General features: G+C 35.1%; 19 protein-coding genes and 1 tRNA gene. 7 read left to right on the top strand and 13 right to left on the bottom strand.

Features of this window, described 5'->3' with window-relative positions:
• Window positions 1-160 precede the first annotated feature (160 nt).
• The 9 genes from RV14_RS04915 to RV14_RS04875 all read right to left on the bottom strand — a co-directional run bounded on the left by RV14_RS04915 (window position 161) and on the right by RV14_RS04875 (window position 12,888).
• Window positions 161-1,057 (bottom strand): hypothetical protein, encoded by an 897-nt coding sequence (locus RV14_RS04915; RefSeq protein WP_071855187.1) that lies wholly within the window; start codon window positions 1,055-1,057, stop codon window positions 161-163.
• A gap of 1,018 nt (window positions 1,058-2,075) precedes the next feature.
• Entirely contained in the window at window positions 2,076-7,223 is a 5,148-nt protein-coding gene (locus RV14_RS04910; RefSeq protein WP_071855186.1) for a Rib/alpha-like domain-containing protein, read from the bottom strand.
• A gap of 673 nt (window positions 7,224-7,896) precedes the next feature.
• Window positions 7,897-8,634, bottom strand: coding sequence for an Asp23/Gls24 family envelope stress response protein (locus RV14_RS04905; protein ID WP_071855185.1), 738 nt, complete (start codon window positions 8,632-8,634; stop codon window positions 7,897-7,899).
• A 15-nt stretch (window positions 8,635-8,649) separates the two neighbouring features.
• Window positions 8,650-8,832 (bottom strand): DUF2273 domain-containing protein, encoded by a 183-nt coding sequence (locus tag RV14_RS04900; protein WP_071855184.1) that lies wholly within the window; start codon window positions 8,830-8,832, stop codon window positions 8,650-8,652.
• Window positions 8,833-8,844: 12 nt separating this feature from the next.
• A complete protein-coding gene (gene amaP, locus RV14_RS04895) occupies window positions 8,845-9,414 on the bottom strand; it encodes an alkaline shock response membrane anchor protein AmaP (RefSeq protein WP_071855183.1) in 570 nt (189 codons plus the stop codon).
• A gap of 22 nt (window positions 9,415-9,436) precedes the next feature.
• A complete protein-coding gene (locus RV14_RS04890; protein ID WP_071855182.1) occupies window positions 9,437-10,330 on the bottom strand; it encodes an SDR family oxidoreductase in 894 nt (297 codons plus the stop codon).
• Window positions 10,331-10,747: 417 nt separating this feature from the next.
• Complete coding sequence (locus RV14_RS04885) at window positions 10,748-11,098, bottom strand: iron-sulfur cluster biosynthesis family protein (RefSeq protein ID WP_071855181.1); 351 nt, start codon at window positions 11,096-11,098, stop codon at window positions 10,748-10,750.
• Window positions 11,099-11,132: 34 nt separating this feature from the next.
• Window positions 11,133-12,038 carry a glycosyltransferase family 8 protein gene (locus RV14_RS04880; protein ID WP_071855180.1) on the bottom strand — a complete coding sequence of 302 codons (906 nt, stop codon included), beginning with the start codon at window positions 12,036-12,038 and terminating at the stop codon, window positions 11,133-11,135.
• Window positions 12,031-12,888: a glycosyltransferase family 8 protein gene (locus RV14_RS04875; RefSeq protein WP_071855179.1), complete on the bottom strand. Its 858-nt coding sequence runs from the start codon at window positions 12,886-12,888 to the stop codon at window positions 12,031-12,033. Before RV14_RS04875 ends, RV14_RS04880 begins: the two co-directional genes overlap by 8 nt.
• Window positions 12,889-13,203: 315 nt before the next feature.
• Here RV14_RS04875 and RV14_RS04870 point away from each other — a divergent pair, with 315 nt between their 5' ends.
• On the top strand, window positions 13,204-14,016 hold the full coding sequence (locus RV14_RS04870; protein ID WP_071855178.1) for a Cof-type HAD-IIB family hydrolase: 813 nt from the start codon (window positions 13,204-13,206) through the stop codon (window positions 14,014-14,016).
• 17 nt (window positions 14,017-14,033) lie between these two features.
• On the top strand, window positions 14,034-14,525 hold the full coding sequence (locus RV14_RS04865) for a cysteine hydrolase family protein (protein WP_071855177.1): 492 nt from the start codon (window positions 14,034-14,036) through the stop codon (window positions 14,523-14,525).
• A gap of 193 nt (window positions 14,526-14,718) precedes the next feature.
• Here the strand turns inward: RV14_RS04865 and RV14_RS04860 are convergent.
• Window positions 14,719-14,792 (bottom strand) — tRNA-Ile (locus RV14_RS04860).
• A gap of 378 nt (window positions 14,793-15,170) precedes the next feature.
• Here RV14_RS04860 and RV14_RS04855 point away from each other — a divergent pair.
• From RV14_RS04855 to RV14_RS04845, 3 genes are read left to right on the top strand one after another with little or no spacing between them, the layout of a single operon-like run.
• Window positions 15,171-15,425 carry a hypothetical protein gene (locus tag RV14_RS04855; RefSeq protein WP_071855176.1) on the top strand — a complete coding sequence of 85 codons (255 nt, stop codon included), beginning with the start codon at window positions 15,171-15,173 and terminating at the stop codon, window positions 15,423-15,425.
• 36 nt (window positions 15,426-15,461) lie between these two features.
• A complete protein-coding gene (locus RV14_RS04850; RefSeq protein WP_071855175.1) occupies window positions 15,462-15,737 on the top strand; it encodes a helix-turn-helix domain-containing protein in 276 nt (91 codons plus the stop codon).
• Between the two features lie 2 nt (window positions 15,738-15,739).
• Window positions 15,740-16,111 (top strand): TIGR02328 family protein, encoded by a 372-nt coding sequence (locus tag RV14_RS04845; RefSeq protein ID WP_071855174.1) that lies wholly within the window; start codon window positions 15,740-15,742, stop codon window positions 16,109-16,111.
• A gap of 100 nt (window positions 16,112-16,211) precedes the next feature.
• Here the strand turns inward: RV14_RS04845 and RV14_RS04840 are convergent, their stop codons facing one another.
• Window positions 16,212-16,412 (bottom strand): cold-shock protein, encoded by a 201-nt coding sequence (locus RV14_RS04840; protein ID WP_071855173.1) that lies wholly within the window; start codon window positions 16,410-16,412, stop codon window positions 16,212-16,214.
• 298 nt (window positions 16,413-16,710) lie between these two features.
• On the opposite strand from RV14_RS04840, the gene RV14_RS12215 reads away from it, so the two are divergent.
• The gene (locus RV14_RS12215; RefSeq protein ID WP_167359839.1) at window positions 16,711-16,860 is read left to right on the top strand and encodes a hypothetical protein; all 150 of its coding nucleotides are present in this window, start codon (window positions 16,711-16,713) and stop codon (window positions 16,858-16,860) included.
• Between the two features lie 135 nt (window positions 16,861-16,995).
• On the opposite strand, the gene RV14_RS04835 is transcribed toward RV14_RS12215, so the two are convergent.
• Window positions 16,996-17,787 (bottom strand): hypothetical protein, encoded by a 792-nt coding sequence (locus RV14_RS04835; RefSeq protein ID WP_071855172.1) that lies wholly within the window; start codon window positions 17,785-17,787, stop codon window positions 16,996-16,998.
• A gap of 1,073 nt (window positions 17,788-18,860) precedes the next feature.
• On the opposite strand from RV14_RS04835, the gene RV14_RS04825 reads away from it, so the two are divergent.
• A complete protein-coding gene (locus RV14_RS04825) occupies window positions 18,861-19,595 on the top strand; it encodes a LytTR family transcriptional regulator DNA-binding domain-containing protein (protein WP_071855170.1) in 735 nt (244 codons plus the stop codon).
• 47 nt (window positions 19,596-19,642) lie between these two features.
• On the opposite strand, the gene RV14_RS04820 is transcribed toward RV14_RS04825, so the two are convergent.
• On the bottom strand, window positions 19,643-20,899 hold the full coding sequence (locus RV14_RS04820) for a GHKL domain-containing protein (protein WP_071855169.1): 1,257 nt from the start codon (window positions 20,897-20,899) through the stop codon (window positions 19,643-19,645).
• Between the last annotated feature and the right edge of the window lie 22 nt (window positions 20,900-20,921).

Here is a 20,921-nt window from a genome sequence, read left to right as displayed (position 1 = left end):
CTCAACTAGGTCTAAAGACAATAATAATAAAAAAAACGCTCAATTAACTTTGAACGTTTTTTTACGTAGAAACTCTGTAGATAATGAGTATAACTAAACAATAGAGCCTGTTCATAATTTAAACTTTAACCTTGTCAATTTAACTTCCTTCAAAAAATCGTTAATTAGTAAAGTTTGCGTAGGTAAAACCATTTATCTGGATCTCTTGATGTTCACCATCATAATAGATGCCATTATTAACAAGTGTAAGATAAAAATTCTCTGGATTTAGCTTAATATTTCGCATAAGAATCCGATTAGTTATGTTATCTTCCGGCGTCCCTAGATAACTACCATCTGAATTCTTAGTAAATCTATATAAATCGTAAGCAATAAGATGCCCCTTACGACTAACATCAGACCCTAAACTAGTTGCCAAAAGATCTTTATCTTTTAAAGCATCCCAAAGATCACTATCACTTACGTTGATATTTGGAAAAAATTCTTGGTCTTTAAGATTGATTGTTTTAGTAAATTTTGGAGTAAAATACGGGTCGGTTATAATATCTTCTCCTTGCTGATAATCAATGACATGTAAACCGGTTTTTTCCGGTAATTTAGCATCTTTAATTTTTTGTAGCAGTTGGGGATTTTGGAATTTATCTGGGGAAACGACAGTTGCATTCCATAAATCTACATTCATGTGGAGTTGCTTCCAGTCCATCTTGAGAAATTGATCTTCGGTCGTATCCCTCATTATTAAGTCAATTTTAATTTGATCATTAACATACTGAAGTCCTTCCGTTAAATTAGGAGTTAAATCGTCCCCTAAAAATGAATCGACCGAAATTATCCACGTGATATCGCTTTCATCTGATGCTAGCAAGTCTTTAGTAATATCGTTGACTGAACTATCTGCCGGTAGCACCCCGTCCCAAATTAAATTCCTTAATACCCATTTCTGAACAGCTTTATTAGGCATCCAAGTATCAATATCAATATCAATATCATTAGCTTTTAATTGAGCATCTGATAATTTAATTTGTTCTAATTTTTTAGCTTGGTTAGTAGTAGTCATTGAAGATTGCTTTTCAATTCCAATTGGAGCAGGCTTTACATCGGCAAATGCACGCCACTACTAATGATGGAACCCATACTACCTAAAATAACTGCTATTGTTAACACATTTCTTTTTCTCATTCTTATTCCTCCTTAAGTACTATTAATTGGATAATGATCGTTTAAATTTATCTTCATTACTTATCTAATAACCTACTATTCACATCGATTTCTTAGCCACAGCATTTATACATAATGTACTTTCCGGTCAATTTATCTCAAAAACATCACTAGAATAAATAGGCTATTTTTTGAACTCCTTCCCTCTTACATTTGTGAACGTTTTCATTTTATCGTGTTTAAACACTAAAAACAAATAATATGCACCGTCATTTACTTGTTCATATTTATTCATCGAATTCAATCTATATAGCTTCTCCCAATCCTTATGGTTTATAAAAATATTTCTTCAGTTTTTACCTAATATAAAAATTATTGACCAGTAATTAATTTTCGAATCTAACAAAAGATGCCTTTTTATCGGAAAAATACATATCTTAAAATTTACAGAAAATAAATTGTTACGTATTAACTGTTGTTAAAATTAAATTTAATAATCACTTGAATTAATCACAAACTTAATTTCTGACAGTCATCTTCATTGTTCCCTCTTGAACTTTTTTAGAATTCATTTTATTTTGGATTCCCCTAAATGTCTTGTGCTTTTTGACACAAATATTTGTTCGTTATAGCTAGAAATTATTCTAAAAATTAAACTGTTGTTTTAAATAAATATACCAATAGTTATGCGCATAAAAAAATAGTAAGATTAGAAAAAACTAGCACTTTTTGTTTTCTAAGCATCTGCATATCCACTTCACCAAAGTTTTGGGACACAACGAAGTTCATGTAGCCCCAGATTTGATTTTAACTTATCTGTCCTTATTGAAAAGAGCAAAAACAAACCGATCATCACAACTTGTTGTGATGATCGGTTAAAGTGAACGAATAACTATTTTATTAGAAGTTTAAATGACCTATTTTTCATTTGTCTTTTTTTTCTTCCAAAAGACGATCATTCCTACAACACTAACAAGAAAGACTCCTAACAGTGAAAAAGCTGCATTTTTCGTTTCATTCGTTTTTGGCAAGCTGCCCGAGGCAGTTCCATTTTCTCCATCCGATCCAGCATCTCCGTCAGCCCCAGCATTTTCACCTGATACGTTTCCTGCACCATCAACAACTTCATAATCTACTTGTGTTGGCGTTGAAAATTCACCATACGCTTTATCCACTGCGACCGTCATTTTTGCCGTTTTCTTTCCAAGTTCTGAAGTATCAATCGTCGAATCAGAATCTAGTTTTATCGTATAAGAATTTTTCGGTAAGGCTTTCCCATTAACTTTCACTTCTTTTAAAAGAGATTTAAGATCAACTTGAGCAGTGCCTACTGTTACCTTCACATCGGATAAAGGCGTAACTGTAAGTTCCCCAGTTGGTTCAAAACCATATTCTGTAACATTGTAATAAGCATAGTTTGTTCCGTACGTGTAATTTTGTTCCATTTCTTCATACATGTAGATGTTTCCAGTTGATTCTTTATGGTAAACTTTGATTTGATCGCCTACCGAAACATCTAAAGGTTTTCCACTATTAAAACGATTGTTTGCTTCTTCAATCGTTAAAGCCCCACGCACTTCATATTTGTATTTGCTCTTGTTTTGGTTGAACACTTCAATACTATAGTAAACCTCTTTATCGTTGATGTTCGTAATTCGTTTTGACAAACTTTTTTTATTTTTCCCCGGTAAAGAAGTGAGTTCTAACTTCTTGTCTTCTTTTTTCAGACTAAACGCACCAATCGTTTCATTTTGTTTATTTTTCATTACTAATGAACTGCCCCAGTTAACGGTATAAGGTACTTTAATTTCTTTGGTGGTCACATCATCTGAAGTCGTTAATTTTACTTTTAATTCTTTTTCGCCTACCGTAGAGGTATCAAACGTATCAATCGGTTCTACTTTATAAAGGTCATCTTTTAGTTTCTGATCATTAAATTGAACGTTTTTAACTAATTGAGCCACGTCAGTTGAACTAGCATCTTGTCCTAACGTTAATTTTGTTTCAACCGTCTCTGCTTTTAAATTTGTAATAGGCGTCACACCAGCAGCATCTACTTTGTAACAAGCATAATTGGAACCGGCCGTGTAATCTCTTACTAAATCATCACGAACTAACAAGTTGTTGCTTGATTCTGCATGGTACACTTTTATTATCGCATTTTGCGGCAACGGTAGCGGCTGACCGTTGTTAAATCCTGAAATGGCTTGATCTACTGTCATGTTTCCAGTGACATTGTAAGCAAAATTTCCATTATTGACTGGCGGTTCCTCTGCATTCAAAGCTTGAAGCGTCTCAAACGCCGGTAACTCATTTCCATTTGTTTCTACTTCTATTCGATAATAAATATCCCGTCCATATTCGTTATTCACCCAGTTGCTTAAATCTGCATCTGGATCCCCTTGAACGGCGCAAAGGAACCACTGTTCGTCACGTTTTACAAAACTGTACGTACCTGCTGTAGCACCATTTAATCCTTTAAGAACCAAGGAATCACCCCATTTCACTTCATAAGGGATATCGACTTCAGAGGATGCGTACCCGTCATTTAAGTCAAGCTGCAATTTTACTTCTTTTTTCCCAACTGTATTCGTATCAAAATCAGTTAATTGTTTGACCGTGTAAAGATCGTCTGTTACTTCGTGACCATTAATCGTTACCTTCACTAGCTGACGCAAATCAATATTTTCTGCTTGCTCCGCTAAGTTTAATTGTTTATTGGACGTCGTTCCTGTTAATTCCGGCGCTGGTACTAAGCCATAGTCTGTCACTTCATATCTGGCTTTTTCCGAACCATAAGTAAAATCTTTTTCAACTTCATCCATCCACAAAACAGAACTATCCGGTGTTTTTTGCGGTTGAGTGATGGTAATAATATCGCCTGTTTGGACGGTTACTTGACGGCTAGCATTTCCAAAGTTATCCATGATTTGCTGCAACGTAGCCCTTCCCGGAATCGTTTGTTTATACGTTGAGCGACCGTCTCGTGTAATATCAATGGAATAATACGTACTTGTTTCATCTGCTCCTACTTTTTCATTCAAAGATGAATCCAACCCCGGATTGATTTGCAAGACTTTTGAATCACTCGACGTTCCTGCCAGTTCTTTTCCATCCAGTAGTGAAAAGGCGCCGGCAGATCCTCCTGTACTTGACTTCACTAAAATCGAATTGCCCCATTTCACTGTATAAGGTACGCCGATTTCTTTTGAGACAACCCCATCTTTCGTTTCTATCTTAATTCGTAGATTTTTCTCACCAGCAACACTTGTATCAAAATCTTCTAATTGCGTTACCGTATATTGATCACTTTTCATTGACACACCGTTGATCGTAATGTTTTCAATCAATTTAGTTCCGTCAATTTTACTGCTATTTTCACCTAACGTAAATTCTTGCGGCTGCGATTTAGCTTTGACGTCCAAGATTGGTTCAAAGCCATGTTCTGTGACTTGATAATACGCATAATTGGACCCCACCGTATAATCTTTGACCAACTCATCTTGCATGAGAAGATTATGATTTTTAGGATCCGCATGATACACCTTGACGACATCTCCAATAGCTACTTGTAACGGCTGTCCTTGGTTAAAGTTATGGATGGCTTGATCAATTGTACTATTTCCAAGCACTTCATAATGGTACTTGCTCACATCTCCTTGCAAGACGTCAATTTGATAATACGTTTGACTGCCAAAATAATTATCCACGGGATCCGTTAGATTCGTATCAGCTACTCCTTGAGTAGATTGAATCGTCCATTGCCCATCTTTTTTCACTAGGCTGTAAGCGCCGACCGTCGCGTCATTTAAGCCTTTTAGGACAAACGTGCTCCCCCATTTCACTTGATAAGGTACGTCAATTTCTTTTGAAGCTAATCCGTCTGCTGCGGTAAGTTTCACCCGCATGTTTCGTTGGCCGACGGTCGTTGTATCAAATGCATCCAACGCTGTAGCCGTATACGCTTTTGCTTCAACTTCTTGGTTGTTGAGTTTCACATTTTTGAGTAATTGTTTTACGTCAATTGTATCCGTTCCTTGCGCTAAGACAAGGTCGGCATTTGCCGCTTCTGCTTCAACTTTAGGAGCTGGCTCAAAGCCGTAAGGCGTCACTTTGTAATAAGCATACGCTGAAGCATAGGTATAATCATGTTCTGCTTCGTCCACCATTAAAACAGAATGATTCGCGCTTTTTTCTGGATAATAGATTTCAACGACGTCGTCGACTTTTACCGCTTGTGTGTGGTCGCTGTTTCCAAAATAATCTATTACTTGCTGAAGCGAAGAACGATTTTGAACCGTTTGTGCATAAATCTCTTTGTCGTTGCGTAATATTCGCATGCGATAATACATATCAAATGGTGAGCCATTCGGATTGACGGCTTCATTTAATAGCGAATTTAGTCCTTGTTGTATACTTAAGATGCCTGTACCAGCACTTGATTTATCCATAATTAATGAAAATGCACCGGCTGAAGCGCCATTTGCCGATTTCATTAAAATCGTGCTGCCCCATCGGACATTAACGGTCGTTTCCGCCGTACCTTCCAATTCAAAAGTATCATCGGTGGAACTTGCTGACGCGTTGACAGAAGAGCGCGGAGAAATGTCCGGTTTAGGAACATGCGCTTTCACGGCGATTCGAACGGTTTGCTGTCCGGCAAGCTGCATGTTAGGTTCTGTTGATTTTTCCGGAATAAATTCTAACGTTTCAAGATCAAGTGCTTTTCCATTGACCGTCGCCGATTCAACGTAATTTTTAAACGTATCGGCAAGTGACGCATAGGTGTGTCCTAATGTTCGATCTTCTATAGGCTTTAACGTTAATTCTATCGGCGGCAATGGAACGACTTCAAGTTCTACCGTATTTTCAGCCGTTCGTCCATCCGATGACGTTGCTTTAGCTTTACAAATTTGTTTCCCTAATTGCGTCACGTCCGGTGCATCGACCCATTGAATGTCAACTGACGTTCCATCATAGTGATTAACTACATCAAAATAATCTTTCGCTTTTGGTTCATCAAACATATATACTTGATGAGCGCCTGCTTTAGGCGTCATTTCTAGTGGCAGCGGCGTGACTGTAAGAGAAACCGGCACATCAACTGAACGTCCCGTGTCATCGCTAACCGTCACCGTTGATGTTTGTTTTCCCGGTTTCTTCATATTCGGTGCAGTCTTCCACTTATACTCGACCGTGCCACGCGTATTTTCCACAGAAGCAACATAATCAGCTGCTTTAGGCACAGGGTCATTTTGCATCACTGTATGCGCACCCGTTTTTGCTTTGGCTGTAATGTCACCAATTTCAGCAACAGGCATATTTACTTCATAGAGTATATCTGCATCAAAAATTTTAGCACCCATGATATAGGCAAAAGGCTCCCCATCATCTGCATCAACCCTGTTGGGAGGTACAACATAGGTAACTTTCATAGGAAAAATTTCTGTTTGAGGTTTAGCTACTTTTAAACGAGTAAATTTCAAAGTCATAAAGCGTCCATCAGTAGTAACACCTTCTGTTGGTTCAAATTTTATCTTCCAATTACCACTTTTGGAGATCACTTCTTGTTCAACAGGGTGGATAGCAGACATTCCGGTAGAACCATCTCTAATATTCAAATATATTCTATCCTCTGATAATTTCCCTGATGGAATATCTGGCTTATAGTAAATTTGTTCATGATAGTTATAACTTGAATAAAGACGCTTTTTAAAAACATACTGATCCCCTACTTCATAGTTATCAATTTTTGTATCGGGTCCTTTGTTTATTAATTCTTTGAGTTTATTCTCCATATATATTTTAGACGTTTTCGCTATTTCTTCTTTTGCGGTTGCTTTTCTGGGAGAAATGCTTTTTTGCTCTTTTTTACTGCTCTTGGAACTACTACTCTCGGAATCTTTTTTCTGTTTTTCTTTTCTCACTGATTCTTTTTTTGTCACTTGGTTGGTGTTTGTGGTCTCATTGACCGTTGTCACCGCACCTACGACCGTGCCACTGCTATTTCCCAAAGTTAAGCCGACAACGACTGCTCCGTTTAGCAGTTTTTTAAATTTCTTCAATTAAGTCCCTCCTTTATTGGTTTACCCTCTATGTATAAAGAAACATGCGCACCGATTCTTCGTTTTTATACTTACATCTTAAGCATGCTTTTTACTATTTTACAAAAATTATTCCTGTTGATTCATTAGTTGTTTCTTGTTTAAAAGCGCATCTCATTTCTTTTTTGTTATATTTCTCACTTAAATGAGCTTCGCCTTTCGTCATATTTTTTGATGAAAACCTTCATTTTTTTTTAATTTTTGCTTTTCTCTCCTTTGACTCGTAGTTTATAGAAAAGCTTGAAAAAACTTTCCTTTATTCCACTTTAAAACGAATTACACAATTAAGTAATGTCAATTTATCTAAATGAAAAAGTAAAAAATGAAAACTTACCTCCTAGACTGTTCTTGTTATGTTTGATTTTTTAAATTTTTGAAAAAAAGAGGTAAATGCCCTAGAATCGTTACGAGAAGTCAACAACTGGCACAATAAATAAGAGGCTTCTTTCAAATAAGTTTTATTCTACTTCATTTGTTCTATATTTTTGCTGTAAATCTGCGTTAAGAGCATGCGCCAAAAGTAAAGAATACTTTTGGCGCATGCTCTTAACTCTTAAATATGAAAGATAAATCTTTTTTACTTAGCAAGACCTGTTTTTTCCTAAGATTGGAAAAAGGATTTTATCGCTTCTTTTTATTTCTCAGAAGCGTTTTTTATTTTCTCTGTGCCTTCACTGATGGCAGATTTGGCTTTTTCGGTTTGTTCGGAAGCAAATTGCCCCGTTGTTTTCGCTGCTTTGGTGACTTTATCTTGGACGGTTTCGCTGTTTGCTTCAAATTCTTCTTTGGATTGAATGTCTACTACGTCAACGTTGACTTCTATTACTTTTAAGTGCGTCATTGCCGCTACTTCTTTAGCAATAATTTTTTTGATTTGTTGGTAAATAGCGTCAATATCTTTGCCGTATTCCACCACAATTTTCATATCCACTGCAACTTCTTTTTTGCCTACTTCAGTGTGAATGCCGGTGGTCACGTCGTCCGTATTCACTAATTTCTCTTTCATGTTTGAAAAGAACCCGCCATCGGCTGTTAATAAACCATCTACTTGTTCTAAAGCTGCTCCAATGATTTTTTGAATCACTTTATCTTCATAGACGACTTCGCCCTTCATTGAGTCGACGGCTTCTTTTGACGGGTCTTTTTCTTTCAACGCCTCATCTGCTTTTAGCGGCGTATGCGCAGATGGCGTTGACGTATGACTAGAAGTTGGCTGCATATGATTTTCATGCTTTTCTACGTATTTTTCTTGTCCTTTTTCTTTTGTTTCTTGTGCTACTTTTCCTTCCACATTTGGTACTGCTGGATCTGGGTGTGCGGAAATTGGTGTATTTTTGTGATTTGTTTGATTGTTTGATTGTTTATTATCCATGATAGTGAAAGCCTCCTAAGATTTATGATCAAATATTTTTGTTTGTTTTACATACATGCCGACAGCCACGCCGAGTATCACCATAAGGAGTATCAGCAAGGTTTTAAAGAAACCGACTGTAATTAACAATACAGCTAAAATCAAACCAAGTGCGCCACAAATGATCGGTAACTTGTAAGTTTCAAATCGTTCATTCATTTCATGAGCCTCCTATTCCACTCGTGCTTGTTCTTTCGATTGATGGTTCGTCGTCATTGTTTGGTAATCTGTATATTTTACAGTTACTTTTACTGGTTCATTCGTACCAAGCAACTGTTTAATTTCTTTTTCGATTTCTTCCATTAAAGTTCCTGTTTTACCAATTAAAGAAGACGTCCGTTTTAACTCTCCTTTGATGCCCACAGCAATTTTATTTTTCGTGGCTTTGATACTTACTTTCGGCGATTGAATAAATTCATCTGCTTGTAAATGAGAACGAACCATGCCCTCGATGGCTTTTTTATCCAGCGTCAATTCACCATCGCCTTTTTTTAACAAGAACGTTCCGATCGTATTTGGATAAAAAATCAAAACCAATAAAGTAATGAGCATTAAAAGCGCTAAAACAGCAGCTACCCAAAAGATGTATTGCTGCACCCAATAATTAGTTACCGTAAAGAAACGGAAGCGATCAAGCAAGATCGGCAACGGATACACCGTACTAATCAAGGCAGTAAATAAAAGAATGGACAAAAGTAAAAGAGAAACAATGACTCCTATGGTTTTTGTTCCTTTATTCATCTCAAACACCTTCCAATCTTTTTTATAAATTGATGGCCTCGCCACCTGTTACACCATAAATCTGTGCAGTGACGTAGCTTGCTTTATTTGAAGCTAAAAAGACGTAAACTGGTGCTAATTCAGCGGGTTGACCGGCTCTTTCCAGCAAACTTTTTTGCCCAAATTCAGGGATAGAGTCTTGTGGCTGCCCTTTATCCAACTGTAAAGGTGTCCAAATAGGACCGGGAGCTACTCCATTGACGCGTATGCCTTTTGGTGCGAGTTGTTTGGCTAAGCCAATTGTAAAGTTGGCAATGGCTGCTTTAGTGGCAGCATAATCCAACAGATGTTCACTTGGATTAAAGGCTTGTACGGATGTTGTATTAATAATTGCTCCACCTGCTGGAAGGTGAGGTGCAGCGGCTTTCACTAGCGCAAACATTGCAATTATATTAATAGTAAAAGTGTCTTTGACTTGCTCTAATGAAAGTTCTTCGATGGCTGGACATGAAATTTGCTGACCGGCATTTAACACGAGCGTATCTAAGCCTCCTAATTCGGTCACTACTTTTTGAATGATTTCATTAGGCGCCGTTTCTTTTCGAAGATCGTAAGGCAAAAGTACGACTTTTCTTCCGGCTTGTTCTATATAAGAAGCCACTTGCTTGGCATCTTCTTCTTCACCGGGGAAAAATTGTAAGGCGATGTCTGCGCCTTCTCTTGCAAATGCAATCGCCACGGCTCGACCAATTCCTGAGTCTCCTCCGGTAATAAGGACACGACGATTTTCTAATTGCTGACTGCCTTCATAGGTTTCTTCGCCACAATCGGGAACGGGCTGCATCTTTTTTTGTAGTGCTGGTGTTTCTTGATCTTGTTTGGGAAATTCTTCCGTGTAATACTGGTTTCTTGGATCGATTAATTTTGGTTTTGTCATGTGTATCCTCCTTATTGTTTTAACTCAACAGTTATTTTGTATAATCTTTTCGGTACATGATACCCCACGGGTACTTTTGTTCATACAAGTAATGAGTATTTCTTATGAATGAAATCGGTGTGATGCGTTGTTCGATTTTTCCTTTTTATTCAGATAATTCAGTAACACGAAGGAATTTGGATCAGTTAGAGCTGATTTTTTAAAGTTTTTCAACTTTAAAGGCTTCTTTTTCTGGATAACCCGTTCTGACAAATAGATTATTTGATAGAACGTATGTATCAATTCCCCATTCAATTTTCTTCGTGTTGCTATCGTCATTGACAACTAATTGAAGTATTTTTCATCTGCTGTACTTACTTTTTCATTTCCGATAAAGGTATAATCAAGCAGGCTTATTCTTCCTTTTGAAAAATGCCTTTAACTAAAGAAACAATGGTTTAGTTTAATGTTGCGATCTAATACTGCAATTTCATTTTCAAGCGAAAAGCTGTTCAATTGTTGGTTATAAGCTAAATTTAAGCGTCTGCCTAAATAAGATTGCTCTAATCTAGAGGTATAAATTTCTAACGTAGGATGATCAATTTTATTGACGTATTTTCCTAATTCTGTAAAAAAAGGAATAATTTGGAAAAAACTGCCTTTGGCGCAAGCACCACGGTCTCTTAAAAATGGGTCGGAAGAATCAATCAGTGCCAAAGCAATTTTTGAGTCTTTCCCGACTTTTTCAATCAAAGCTTCCATTGCATGTTTGGTCATCGTAATTTCCATATAAGTAGTCTCCTTCCAATTGTTTAAGTTCTTTCTAGTGAGTAGTATATTCTGTGTTGCGATTGATTCGTGCATAAAGCGGATATTTGGGGAAATTTGCCACACAACGAAAAGCAGTCATGCTTGCATATTGGTCGTAATATTTTTTCGTTGGTTCTCGAAACTCGTTGCTCCATGGTTTCACGTGTCCGGAGAAATGGAGGATGGCAGGATCTTTGCGAGTTTCTTCATATTCTTTTTCGCCTTGTATAGTTGGGTGTTGTTTTGCTTTTGCCATGATGTAACCTTGCGCATTCCATTTTGGATGCAAGGAAAGCCAACGATCGTGTAAGATAGCATTTAGCGCATCTTGATCGTGAAAACGTAATTTTTCAGGGTTTTCTTCAATAAATGTCAAGACTTTTTTCGTAATGTCTTGGTCTAACCATTTTTTTACATTAATGAGCATCAATCCTGAATTGAAGTAACGCGTTGATTGAACGGGGATGGCCATTTTTTCTAAGCGTTGATGGAAACCAGCATCTTCAACAGCTGCTAAAATGTTTCCGCCAAATTCAAGCTGCCACAAAGCCGTTACATCTTTTACGGCGATCATGTCACAATCCATGTACAAAAGTCGTTCAACATTTCTTCCTCTAAATAGTTCAGGAATTGCAATTCGGTAATAGGCCGTCTCAGGAATGCGATCACTCGTTACTACTTTTTCAAAAAACTTCTTATTGATCTTTAAAAATTCTACATCGGTGTTCATTCGTGAATTTTTTACGGAAAAACGTAACAATTGTTTACTTTCAAAATCAATGTTGTCGTCAATAACGTAAAAGTGAACAAACACTTTGGGATCACTGTTTTCTAAAACTGAAACAAACAGCGCCGCTAGATGAGGCACAAATTTGGTATTACAACTTGAAACGATGGCAATTTCTTTTCTTCTATTCATTTACCTCTCCTACTTTCTTTAACACGCTATGTGCTAATTTTTTTAGGTATGCATTCGTATACGGATGATTTTTTAGTGTGTTCCATGGTTTATCGTGTCCAGTAAAATGGATGATTGATGGGGCGTCGTTTCCAGCTTGATACAATTTTTCATACGTAGCATCTGGTGCTGGGTGCCGTTCAAAAATCAGTGACGTTTGCATGTTCCATTTGGGCTCTAGTTGTTTCCAGTCTTCATAAAGAACGGCATTTAACGCATCTTGATCGTGATAGATGATCCGCTGCCCGTTTTCTTTTAAATAGCGAATCGTTTTTTCAGTAATTTGCTTTTGATTCCATTGTTGGATATCGATGACCATTACACCAGAATTGAAGTAATACGCGTTCGAATCAATTCCTAAACGTTTCAATGCTTTCGCTTGCCCGGGATCAATGATGGCGCCGATGGTTTGATGATTTAATGGCTGTTCATATAATTTGACAATGTCATCCATGACTAAAATATCTGAATCTAGATAAAGCACTTTTTTATAGTTGTATTTCATTAAGAGTTTAGGTAAAGAAATTCTTAAGTAGGCGGTTGTCGTAATATGGTCACTTACTAGAAAATCTTCATAAATATTTTTATCGACAGTTAAGAATTGAATACTTGCCTTCACGGGATAGTTTTTGACGGTTTGTCTTAATCCTTCTTTGCTATATTCAGAAATTCCATCATCAATGACATAAAAATAGATATGTTTTGATTGATTAACATTTTCTAAAACAGTGGCGATCATCACGCTTAAGTAAGGAGCGTAATTTTCATCTGAAGCAGTTACAACTGGAACGATGCGAGAATTCGTCTCCATTAAAATCACTCCTTTTTTTAATCTTTTTCTAACCTTTCTATATCCAGAATATTCCTCATTAAAATTTAATGCAAAAGATATGCTTCGTATTTACTGAATTTTTCATAAAAATACTCGCTTATTACCGGATTAAAAATATATTCTTCGACTGTTTTCTGATTCTTTATTCATTTTATAAAATGAAAAACTACTTATATATGGTGATTTAAAATGAGAATATTTTAAAAAAATCAAAAGCACAGCAAGCATTTTATTTTTATTTTATGAAATTCTCATTTAATCTTAGAGTAAGCAAACACAAAAGGAGCGAAAAATATGAAATTAGCGGCAATTGATCTTGATGGGACATTACTTGATCGAAGGGGAAATATCCCTCAACAAAATATTGAAGCACTTCAAAACTTTTCTAAACAAGGAGGAGTTGTCACGATTGCGACTGGCAGAAATAGCATCTCTGCCAAAGAAGTGTTTGAAGAATTAGGAATCGACGGCTATTTGATTTCTTCTAATGGTTCTTTTGTCGCAGAAATGAAAAAAGGCGCAATTGCTCATGTATTAAAACGAGCTAGCATTGAAATTTCTACGCTAAAACGCGCATTTTTCTTAGCTCAAAAAGCTAAAATTTCAATTATTGCTAGTCGTGAAACACAAGACGATCAACTGACATTTGATGAAGCGAATTTAGTCAAAGACGATCCTTATTATCAACACTTCAACTTGCAGCATCAAACATTTGATGAAGTTGTAAAATTATTAGAAGATCCTTCCTTAAGTTATTTAAAATTAGCTTTAACAGACAAAGAAGAAAAAAAACTAAAAAAATTGCAACAAGATTTAAAAAAAGCGGGAATTGATTCTGTCTTTTCTGATCCGCACTTTTTAGAAATCACGCCAAAAGATGTCACCAAAGCCCACTCGCTACTGTTTTTAGCAGATCATTTAAAAATAGAACCTCATGAAATCGTCGCATTTGGTGATCAAGAAAATGATCTGGCGATGTTAAAAGTTAGCGGCACCAGCATTGCCATGGGCAATGCACAAGAACAAGTCAAATTTCTTGCAGATAAAGTAACAAAAACCAATGAAGAAGCAGGGGTGGCCGCAATTATTAATAGTTATTGTGGATGAAAAAGGAGGCAATAAAAATGTTGGTGATTGTGGACATGCAAAATCATATTCTTGATCCTACAAGCAAATATTACGTTCCTGATGCAAAAAAACTTATTGATCAGATCCAAAAACGTTTAATAAACGCAAGAAAAAAGCAAGAATATATTCTTTTTACAAGAGATATTCCCATTCAACGAAAAGATCAAGATGAAGAAAAGGAAGATTTACAAATTATTCCTGCTGTATCTCCTCAAGAAAATGAAAAAGTTGTAAAAAAATACTACTTTACCATGCCGCCAGAAGCATTACTTGAAATCAAACAATCCGTTTTGACTCGACGAGAAGAAAAAAAACAGATTGAAGTTGCTGGAATCGAAACTAATCTTTGTGTGCTGGCCAATACCATTGCTTTACAAAGTGTCTTTCCAGAAGCTAATTTTTTCGTTAATTCAACCTGTGTTTCTGAAAATAAACATGGAAGACAAGCACTTGATTTGCTTAAAGATTTTAATATTCAGGTGAAGTAAAAAAAAACGTAAACCAGCCCCGTGCTTTGGTTTACGTTTTTTCGATTTTCATTTTTGGCATGTGTTTACAGCGTCTATTAAATTCTTTCTCTTTTATGAATGTAGAGGAAAAACTACTGATTTTCAAAAATATGCCAGCTAGATTAACAAACAATCACATAATTTTGCTTATTATTGGGATGTTTTTTCTTAATGTACCCTGTAGGACTCGAACCTACGACCGGACGGTTATGAGCCGTCAGCTCTAACCAACTGAGCTAAGGGTACAATCTTTCATTACTTAAAATAACCTTTTTTTATTATAGCATGGCAGTTAAGTGGAAGCAATACACTTTTATACAAAATGAACTTTGTCTTATATTTGTCTTCTATAGGTACCTCTTACTACTTCTTTGTATCCGCAGGATAAAAAACGTACCTTGTATTGCAGAAACTTACCATTATTCATTTCTTAACAAGCGCCTGCTGTTTATTTATTAAACGGCGTATCATTTGTTCTGCGCCAGCTAACATGTTATCTTTGATTTAAAGATTATTAATTTAGGATTGGAAGATCATGGGATCATTTCTCTTCTTGACTTACATGTCTCTTTCAAACGACAGATTTAACTATGTTTAAACAAAAATGAAGAAGGAGGCAATCCTGTGATAACATTAAGCCGATTGATTATTCTGATTCCTGCACTTATTCTGATTCCTATTATTTGTTATTTAATAAAATGGAAGAAAGAACGTGTTTACTTAGCAGCACTCTGTTTACCTGCCTGTTTTTTTTTATATAAAATTTTGAATTATCAGTATTTTGAACCCGATCAATTGTTTATCGCAGCATTAATTGGATTAGTTTTCTCTTTGTTTTTCCCAATTGCGTATTTGATTTATTTAAATAAAAAAAAGTAGCTGATCGTATTATTTATGAAAGAAAGGAGCTTGTTCATGAGTATTGAAGAAGCGATTTTATTAGACACTTTACGTTGCAGATTAGATTTTTTAAGAAAAAAGTACCAGCTATCGGTACCAGAAACGGCAGAACAAACAACGATTCCTCTTGAGCAATACGAACAATATGAAAAAGGTGATCAGTGCCCGAGTGTGTTGGAGCTAATTTTCATTGCGGATCTTTATAACGTTTCTGTAGATTATCTAATTGGTCGATCAGAAAAACCAGAACGTATAAGTGAGCGATTTTACAAAAAGGAAAGCGAGGAATAAACATGCGTTTATGGCATGAGGAATTAATTTCCTTACTTCCGAGACAACAGTTGCTAGGCCAACACAGAGAATGCTGTGCGTTACGAGGAAATGGCTGGGGAAAAAAACATGTAACGGTTGACTATGTGTTTCAGTATTCCCCTTATAAACTCTATCAATACCATCAACTCGTTCTAAAGGAAATGCGCCGTCGCCACTATGCACCTGCTAACGATTGGGATGTTCCTGAATATCGAGGAAAAGCTTGTGCTGCTTATTCCTTTTTATTTCCTATAAAGTTAACAACACCGATTTATCCCGAACACAATGAAACGTATCTAATGATTTGTTTAACAAATCTAAAACAAAAAGGCATTCAGTTGATGATCAACTAGCAGGTGTTCCTTCCCTAGTTGAATCTCTTATCAAAAATATAGCAAACACAAAAAACTACTCTTTCTAAGATTAAAAAGAGTAGTTTTATTTATATTATTACTATGCTTTAAAAATGTTAACTGCCTGAGGACCACGTTGACCGTCTTCAACATCAAACGTCACGGATTGACCTTCATCTAACGTTTTGAAGCCTTCCCCTTGAATTGCAGAGAAATGTGCAAAAACATCATTGCCGTCTTCACCTGTGATAAAACCAAATCCTTTATCTGCATTAAACCATTTTACTGTACCATTATTCATATATATATTTCCTCCTAATACGTATCAACGTACGATTTTATTGCAATAAATTATTGATAGGCAAAAGGAGTCGATAGTTAAACAGTCAGCTCAAATTACACTTCAAAATAGATTACCTCAATAATATAGCACACTCAGATTCATTATGCAAGAGATTCACTTCTTTTTTCAAAAAGATCAAGAAATATTTTTTACCCTCCTTTATTGGCAATTCCATTTTTATATGTTACAATAAAAATGGAATTTCGTTATCAACGTGTAGTTGCCTTTCGTAAGATTTTAAGAAAGGAGAATGAACATGACATTCGATAACAAAGACTTACAATATCGCGTCACACTAAATACCGACTTAAATTTGTTTGTGGTATTTGACAAAACAGATTCTACTCGTGTAGCCACTGGTGTAACGATCGAACAAGCAGTGCAAGAATTGAAAAAATCCGCATAGGAGTGAAAATCTCAATGAACGCTTGCAGTTCTAACTCACTTTAAAAAGCACCTGATCATTTCATGGCAGGTGCTTTTTAATTTTTCTCTTGTTCAACTCGACAGTCCACACTCTTCTTTTTTCATTGATTCTAACTTATTGATTGTATTTCAGATAAACAGCGCTTAGTATGCCAATGATTTTCTGATCTTCACTATTTGTCTTTGGTAAAACATCTTGGCTACTTCTGCTAGTTTTTTTGAAATCATTGATCAGGCTATTTGAGGCTCGGCGTCTAGCAGCGCTATGATTAGTCCCATTTCCATTTCTAATATCTACGTTGCTAGTATTACTTCCATGGCTGTCACTACTGCTGCTGTCTATACTTCCACTGCTGCTATCACTACTTTCGTCGCTGTCACTACTACTGCTGTCTATACTTCCACTGTTGCTATCACTATTTTCGTCGCTGTCACTACTGCTGCTGTCTATACTTCCGCTGCTACTATCATCGTTATCTTTCGATCGGATAGTCCATTGTACAGGTCTTAAATTTTCAGTAACACTTGTTTCACCGTTATAATAAAAGACTAAATCTAATTTATTTTTACTTTTCATTTCATCAATGGACATCTCACTATAAATGATAAGGAAATACTCCACGCCAGATTGCCACTGAACATTGGGTAGCACGTTTTCACCAATTACAGTGTTTGCGCTCCCATGTCCATCCCAACCGTATGTTAACATCACTTTCAATTGATCGGTTGATAGATTTTGATTGACTTTGACTGGAATGGTAACAGTTTTGGCAGCAACATCGTAGACTACTCGATTATTTTCAACAGTGAAGGAGAGACTAGTTGGCGATGATTCAATTGTCACCGCATGAAAAGTAAGTGATAAGATACCTAAGACCAATAAAACAACGTATTTGATTTTTTTCATTTTTTCCTCCTCTATAGTTACATCATTTTTTTAATTAATTTACATGATTCACAATAGATGGTCCCGTAATTTCTTCTCTTTTTCTTTGTTTACTTGTGTTAGAACTATTATCCCATGAATAAAATTCTACGTCTAAGATTTGCTTTTTCGTTTGTGGTCATTTCTAGTCAGTATTGCAAATTGCTATACATTTCTTATTGGATTCAAATTTCTTTGTTCCCTTTTAAGAACATGCTATTATTGACCTAGAGGCATGAGAGGTGAACATATGGTTACGTTAAGCAAGCTATTATTTTGGGTCCCTTTTATTGGTATCATTCTTTTTATGTTTTTTTTCACTAAATGGAATAAATTTGATCTTTTATTACTTGTCTCCTCTTTTCCTTCTCTTTATTTTATCGTCAAAATTATTGAGTATTCCTACGCACAACCTGCTGAATTATTTAAAGATTATCTTAAAGGATTGATTATTTCTAGCATTTTCTATTTGTTTGCCGTTTTCTTAATTACTAAAAAAAGATAGAATACATCTTTATACAACAGTATTTTTCTACCAAATAAACAGCAATAAGTCGTTTCTGCTAAAAGGAACGGCTTATTGCATAACTTGTTTATAAAGTAAAAAATTATTTATGATTCGTAGTGTCTAAAGAAAAATTGCATATGAATTTCATGATAGGTTACAGCGAATTAGCTTAACGTTTTCCTTCCACTAGAAATCGTTTCCTTGAAAAAAGGAGGCAAAAATACTCCAACTCTAGTCGACTTTTTCGTTTCTTATACGCAAGTTGTTTACTATGAAAAAATTTTCCTATAACCCTTCATATTTTTACATTGATTTTCAACTATTTAAATAATTATAGATTCTTTTTCCTCTAGTTCTTACTTTATTAGCCAACTGTATTTTAATTGTTATTATTCACCCTTAGCCTCGCTATTCATTCTTTAAATATTCTTTCTAATAGACACTTAAAATTTGAATTTTCCCTTTAAAAAAGCAAAGGTTTAATAACTTTTCTAATAATATCTGTTATACTTAGAAGGAAATAAACCTTATAAGGGAGCGTAAACTTATGAAGATTTATTACATTGAGGATAATCTTTTTCATCAACAACTGTTTTTAAATGAACGAATGAATTATAGTAATTTACGTTCCATTCCCGTTGAAGTTTTTCCGATCAATCAATTAGAACAAATCTATAAAAACTTAGCGTCGTTTCCTTTTTCAGCAGCCGATATTTTTTTAATTGACATTGATCTGCAAACATTTCATTCAGGAATTGACTTTGCAAAGAAGATACGTGAAATCAATCCTGAATGCTGTATTATTTTTTTGTCAAATGACACTTCTAAAGGTTTAGAAATCATTAATCAACACATACGTCCTGACTTATACTTGTCAAAAAATGAAATGAAGACTGTATTTACAAAGTTAGAAAAACTAATTACTACTAAGTTAAAAAAGCAAGATGATACTGATGTGATCATTGAGTTAAAAGGATCGTTGAAAGTCTACTTCATTCATCCAGACGAAATTAATTATATTGTGACGGTTAAAGGGTTTCGCTCTTCATTAGAGTTTTTCGGAATTTCTGAAAATTTTATTATTCAAGATAAAATGAAACATGTGAAGCAGCTGTTCGAACCTTACAAATACTTCAATGCTTTAAAAAGTTTTTCGATCAATCCATATAATATTAAAGAAGTGAACAAGCAAACCTTAGAAGTTATTTTTAAAAATGATGATACGTTGCTGCTAAGTGCCAGTAGCATAAAAAAACTACTTACGTATATTGATCAACTTTAATAAAGAAACAACGATCTTCCCACTTTCTTTGACATCAACAAAAGCGATTATTTCTTTGTTGATGTCGAAGAAACGATTAATTCTAATTCAAATACTTTGGATTGCTTGTCATATCGTAAACTATAGCTAACATTTTCATAGAGGCTAACAATCCAAGAAAAATTATGCAGTCCTAATCCACCACTTTTCTTTTCTGAATGTCCGCGTTTTAATAATAAGGATAAATCACCGCTATTTTCCAAATTGGCTGGGTTTTCAACAGAAAATACAAACATGTCATTTACTTCATCTAAAGAAATTTTTATCGGTACTGTCTGATCTGACGAAACATAATGTTCAATTGCATTATTTAATGCAATTGACAGCAGACGAATTAAATCAATGGAATCCATATCAACCGTTGTAATCATATTTAAAACCTGAATATCATACGTAAGGTGCTTTTTTTCGGCCTTTTCGATGAAATCATATAATAGCCCTTTGATCACGGAATCATTGATTTTTTTCATTGGATGATGTCTCGCATCTTCAATTCGTTCTAACGAATAATTTTTGAAATGTTCCACAAGTTTTTGAGCTTCTTCGGTACTTTGATTGGTGATTCCATATTCTAAAGCCGTGATAAAATTTAAATAGTCATGACGAAATTCGTCTAGTTTTTCATAATATGCTTTCGTCTCTTTAAGATCTTTTAAATAGGTCGACACGAATTTTTCTCTCTTTCGATTTACAATGAGAACGATAAAAGAAATACTGCTAAATAAATTGAATCCTATCATAATAATAGAAGTCAACACATAATCTAAAGAATAGAAGTTTAGGCGTGCATGAATCAAATAAAGCAGTCCCATTAAGGTAGTGAATAAAATGGTATTTAGTTTCATTTTCTTTGTGTAGCCTGCAAAGTAATCAAAAATATGGTAGGTTCTATCTAAATACTTAATATAACTAAATACCATTATTTCTATGACTACTCCTAACATGCTAAAAAAATAAACGTGATGGATTCCAAAATATCTAGGGATGTCTACTGTCAAAAAGATTACTAAGCCGACACAGCTTATTAAAAAATTATCTAATACGATAGCAAGATAAACATTTTCTACTTTAAGATAAAGATAATAGCATTGTAAAAAATAGAGAAATAAAAGAAAAAAAGTTGTATATTTTATTAATAAAATATTAGCAAGCGCTACTATCACATATATAAACATAAAAAGATAGGTCAGTTTATCTTTAAACAATAGACGAATCCCAATCAAAAAACTGAGATAGACCATACTAACAAACATCATTGCATTCATATTAAACTCTCCTTACTTCTTT

Origin of the sequence: Enterococcus ratti (genome assembly GCF_001886195.1) — a bacterium.
Taxonomy (GTDB): Bacteria; Bacillota; Bacilli; order Lactobacillales; family Enterococcaceae; genus Enterococcus_B; species Enterococcus_B ratti.
Note: the sequence above shows the minus strand (reverse complement) of the source record. Positions and strands in the feature narration are given on the sequence as shown.

Excerpts from the sequence above, each read along its gene's own strand:
- RV14_RS04915 (WP_071855187.1), bottom strand. The coding sequence starts at position 1,057 with ATGACTACTACTAACCAAGCTAAAAAATTAGAACAAATTAAATTATCA.
- RV14_RS04905 (WP_071855185.1), bottom strand. The coding sequence starts at position 8,634 with ATGGATAATAAACAATCAAACAATCAAACAAATCACAAAAATACACCA.
- RV14_RS04900 (WP_071855184.1), bottom strand. The coding sequence starts at position 8,832 with ATGAATGAACGATTTGAAACTTACAAGTTACCGATCATTTGTGGCGCA.
- amaP (WP_071855183.1), bottom strand. The coding sequence starts at position 9,414 with ATGAATAAAGGAACAAAAACCATAGGAGTCATTGTTTCTCTTTTACTT.
- RV14_RS04890 (WP_071855182.1), bottom strand. The coding sequence starts at position 10,330 with ATGACAAAACCAAAATTAATCGATCCAAGAAACCAGTATTACACGGAA.
- RV14_RS04885 (WP_071855181.1), bottom strand. The coding sequence starts at position 11,098 with ATGGAAATTACGATGACCAAACATGCAATGGAAGCTTTGATTGAAAAA.
- RV14_RS04880 (WP_071855180.1), bottom strand. The coding sequence starts at position 12,038 with ATGAATAGAAGAAAAGAAATTGCCATCGTTTCAAGTTGTAATACCAAA.
- RV14_RS04875 (WP_071855179.1), bottom strand. The coding sequence starts at position 12,888 with ATGGAGACGAATTCTCGCATCGTTCCAGTTGTAACTGCTTCAGATGAA.
- RV14_RS04870 (WP_071855178.1), top strand. The coding sequence starts at position 13,204 with ATGAAATTAGCGGCAATTGATCTTGATGGGACATTACTTGATCGAAGG.
- RV14_RS04865 (WP_071855177.1), top strand. The coding sequence starts at position 14,034 with ATGTTGGTGATTGTGGACATGCAAAATCATATTCTTGATCCTACAAGC.
- RV14_RS04850 (WP_071855175.1), top strand. The coding sequence starts at position 15,462 with ATGAGTATTGAAGAAGCGATTTTATTAGACACTTTACGTTGCAGATTA.
- RV14_RS04845 (WP_071855174.1), top strand. The coding sequence starts at position 15,740 with ATGCGTTTATGGCATGAGGAATTAATTTCCTTACTTCCGAGACAACAG.
- RV14_RS04840 (WP_071855173.1), bottom strand. The coding sequence starts at position 16,412 with ATGAATAATGGTACAGTAAAATGGTTTAATGCAGATAAAGGATTTGGT.
- RV14_RS12215 (WP_167359839.1), top strand. The coding sequence starts at position 16,711 with ATGACATTCGATAACAAAGACTTACAATATCGCGTCACACTAAATACC.
- RV14_RS04835 (WP_071855172.1), bottom strand. The coding sequence starts at position 17,787 with ATGAAAAAAATCAAATACGTTGTTTTATTGGTCTTAGGTATCTTATCA.
- RV14_RS04825 (WP_071855170.1), top strand. The coding sequence starts at position 18,861 with ATGAAGATTTATTACATTGAGGATAATCTTTTTCATCAACAACTGTTT.
- RV14_RS04820 (WP_071855169.1), bottom strand. The coding sequence starts at position 20,899 with ATGAATGCAATGATGTTTGTTAGTATGGTCTATCTCAGTTTTTTGATT.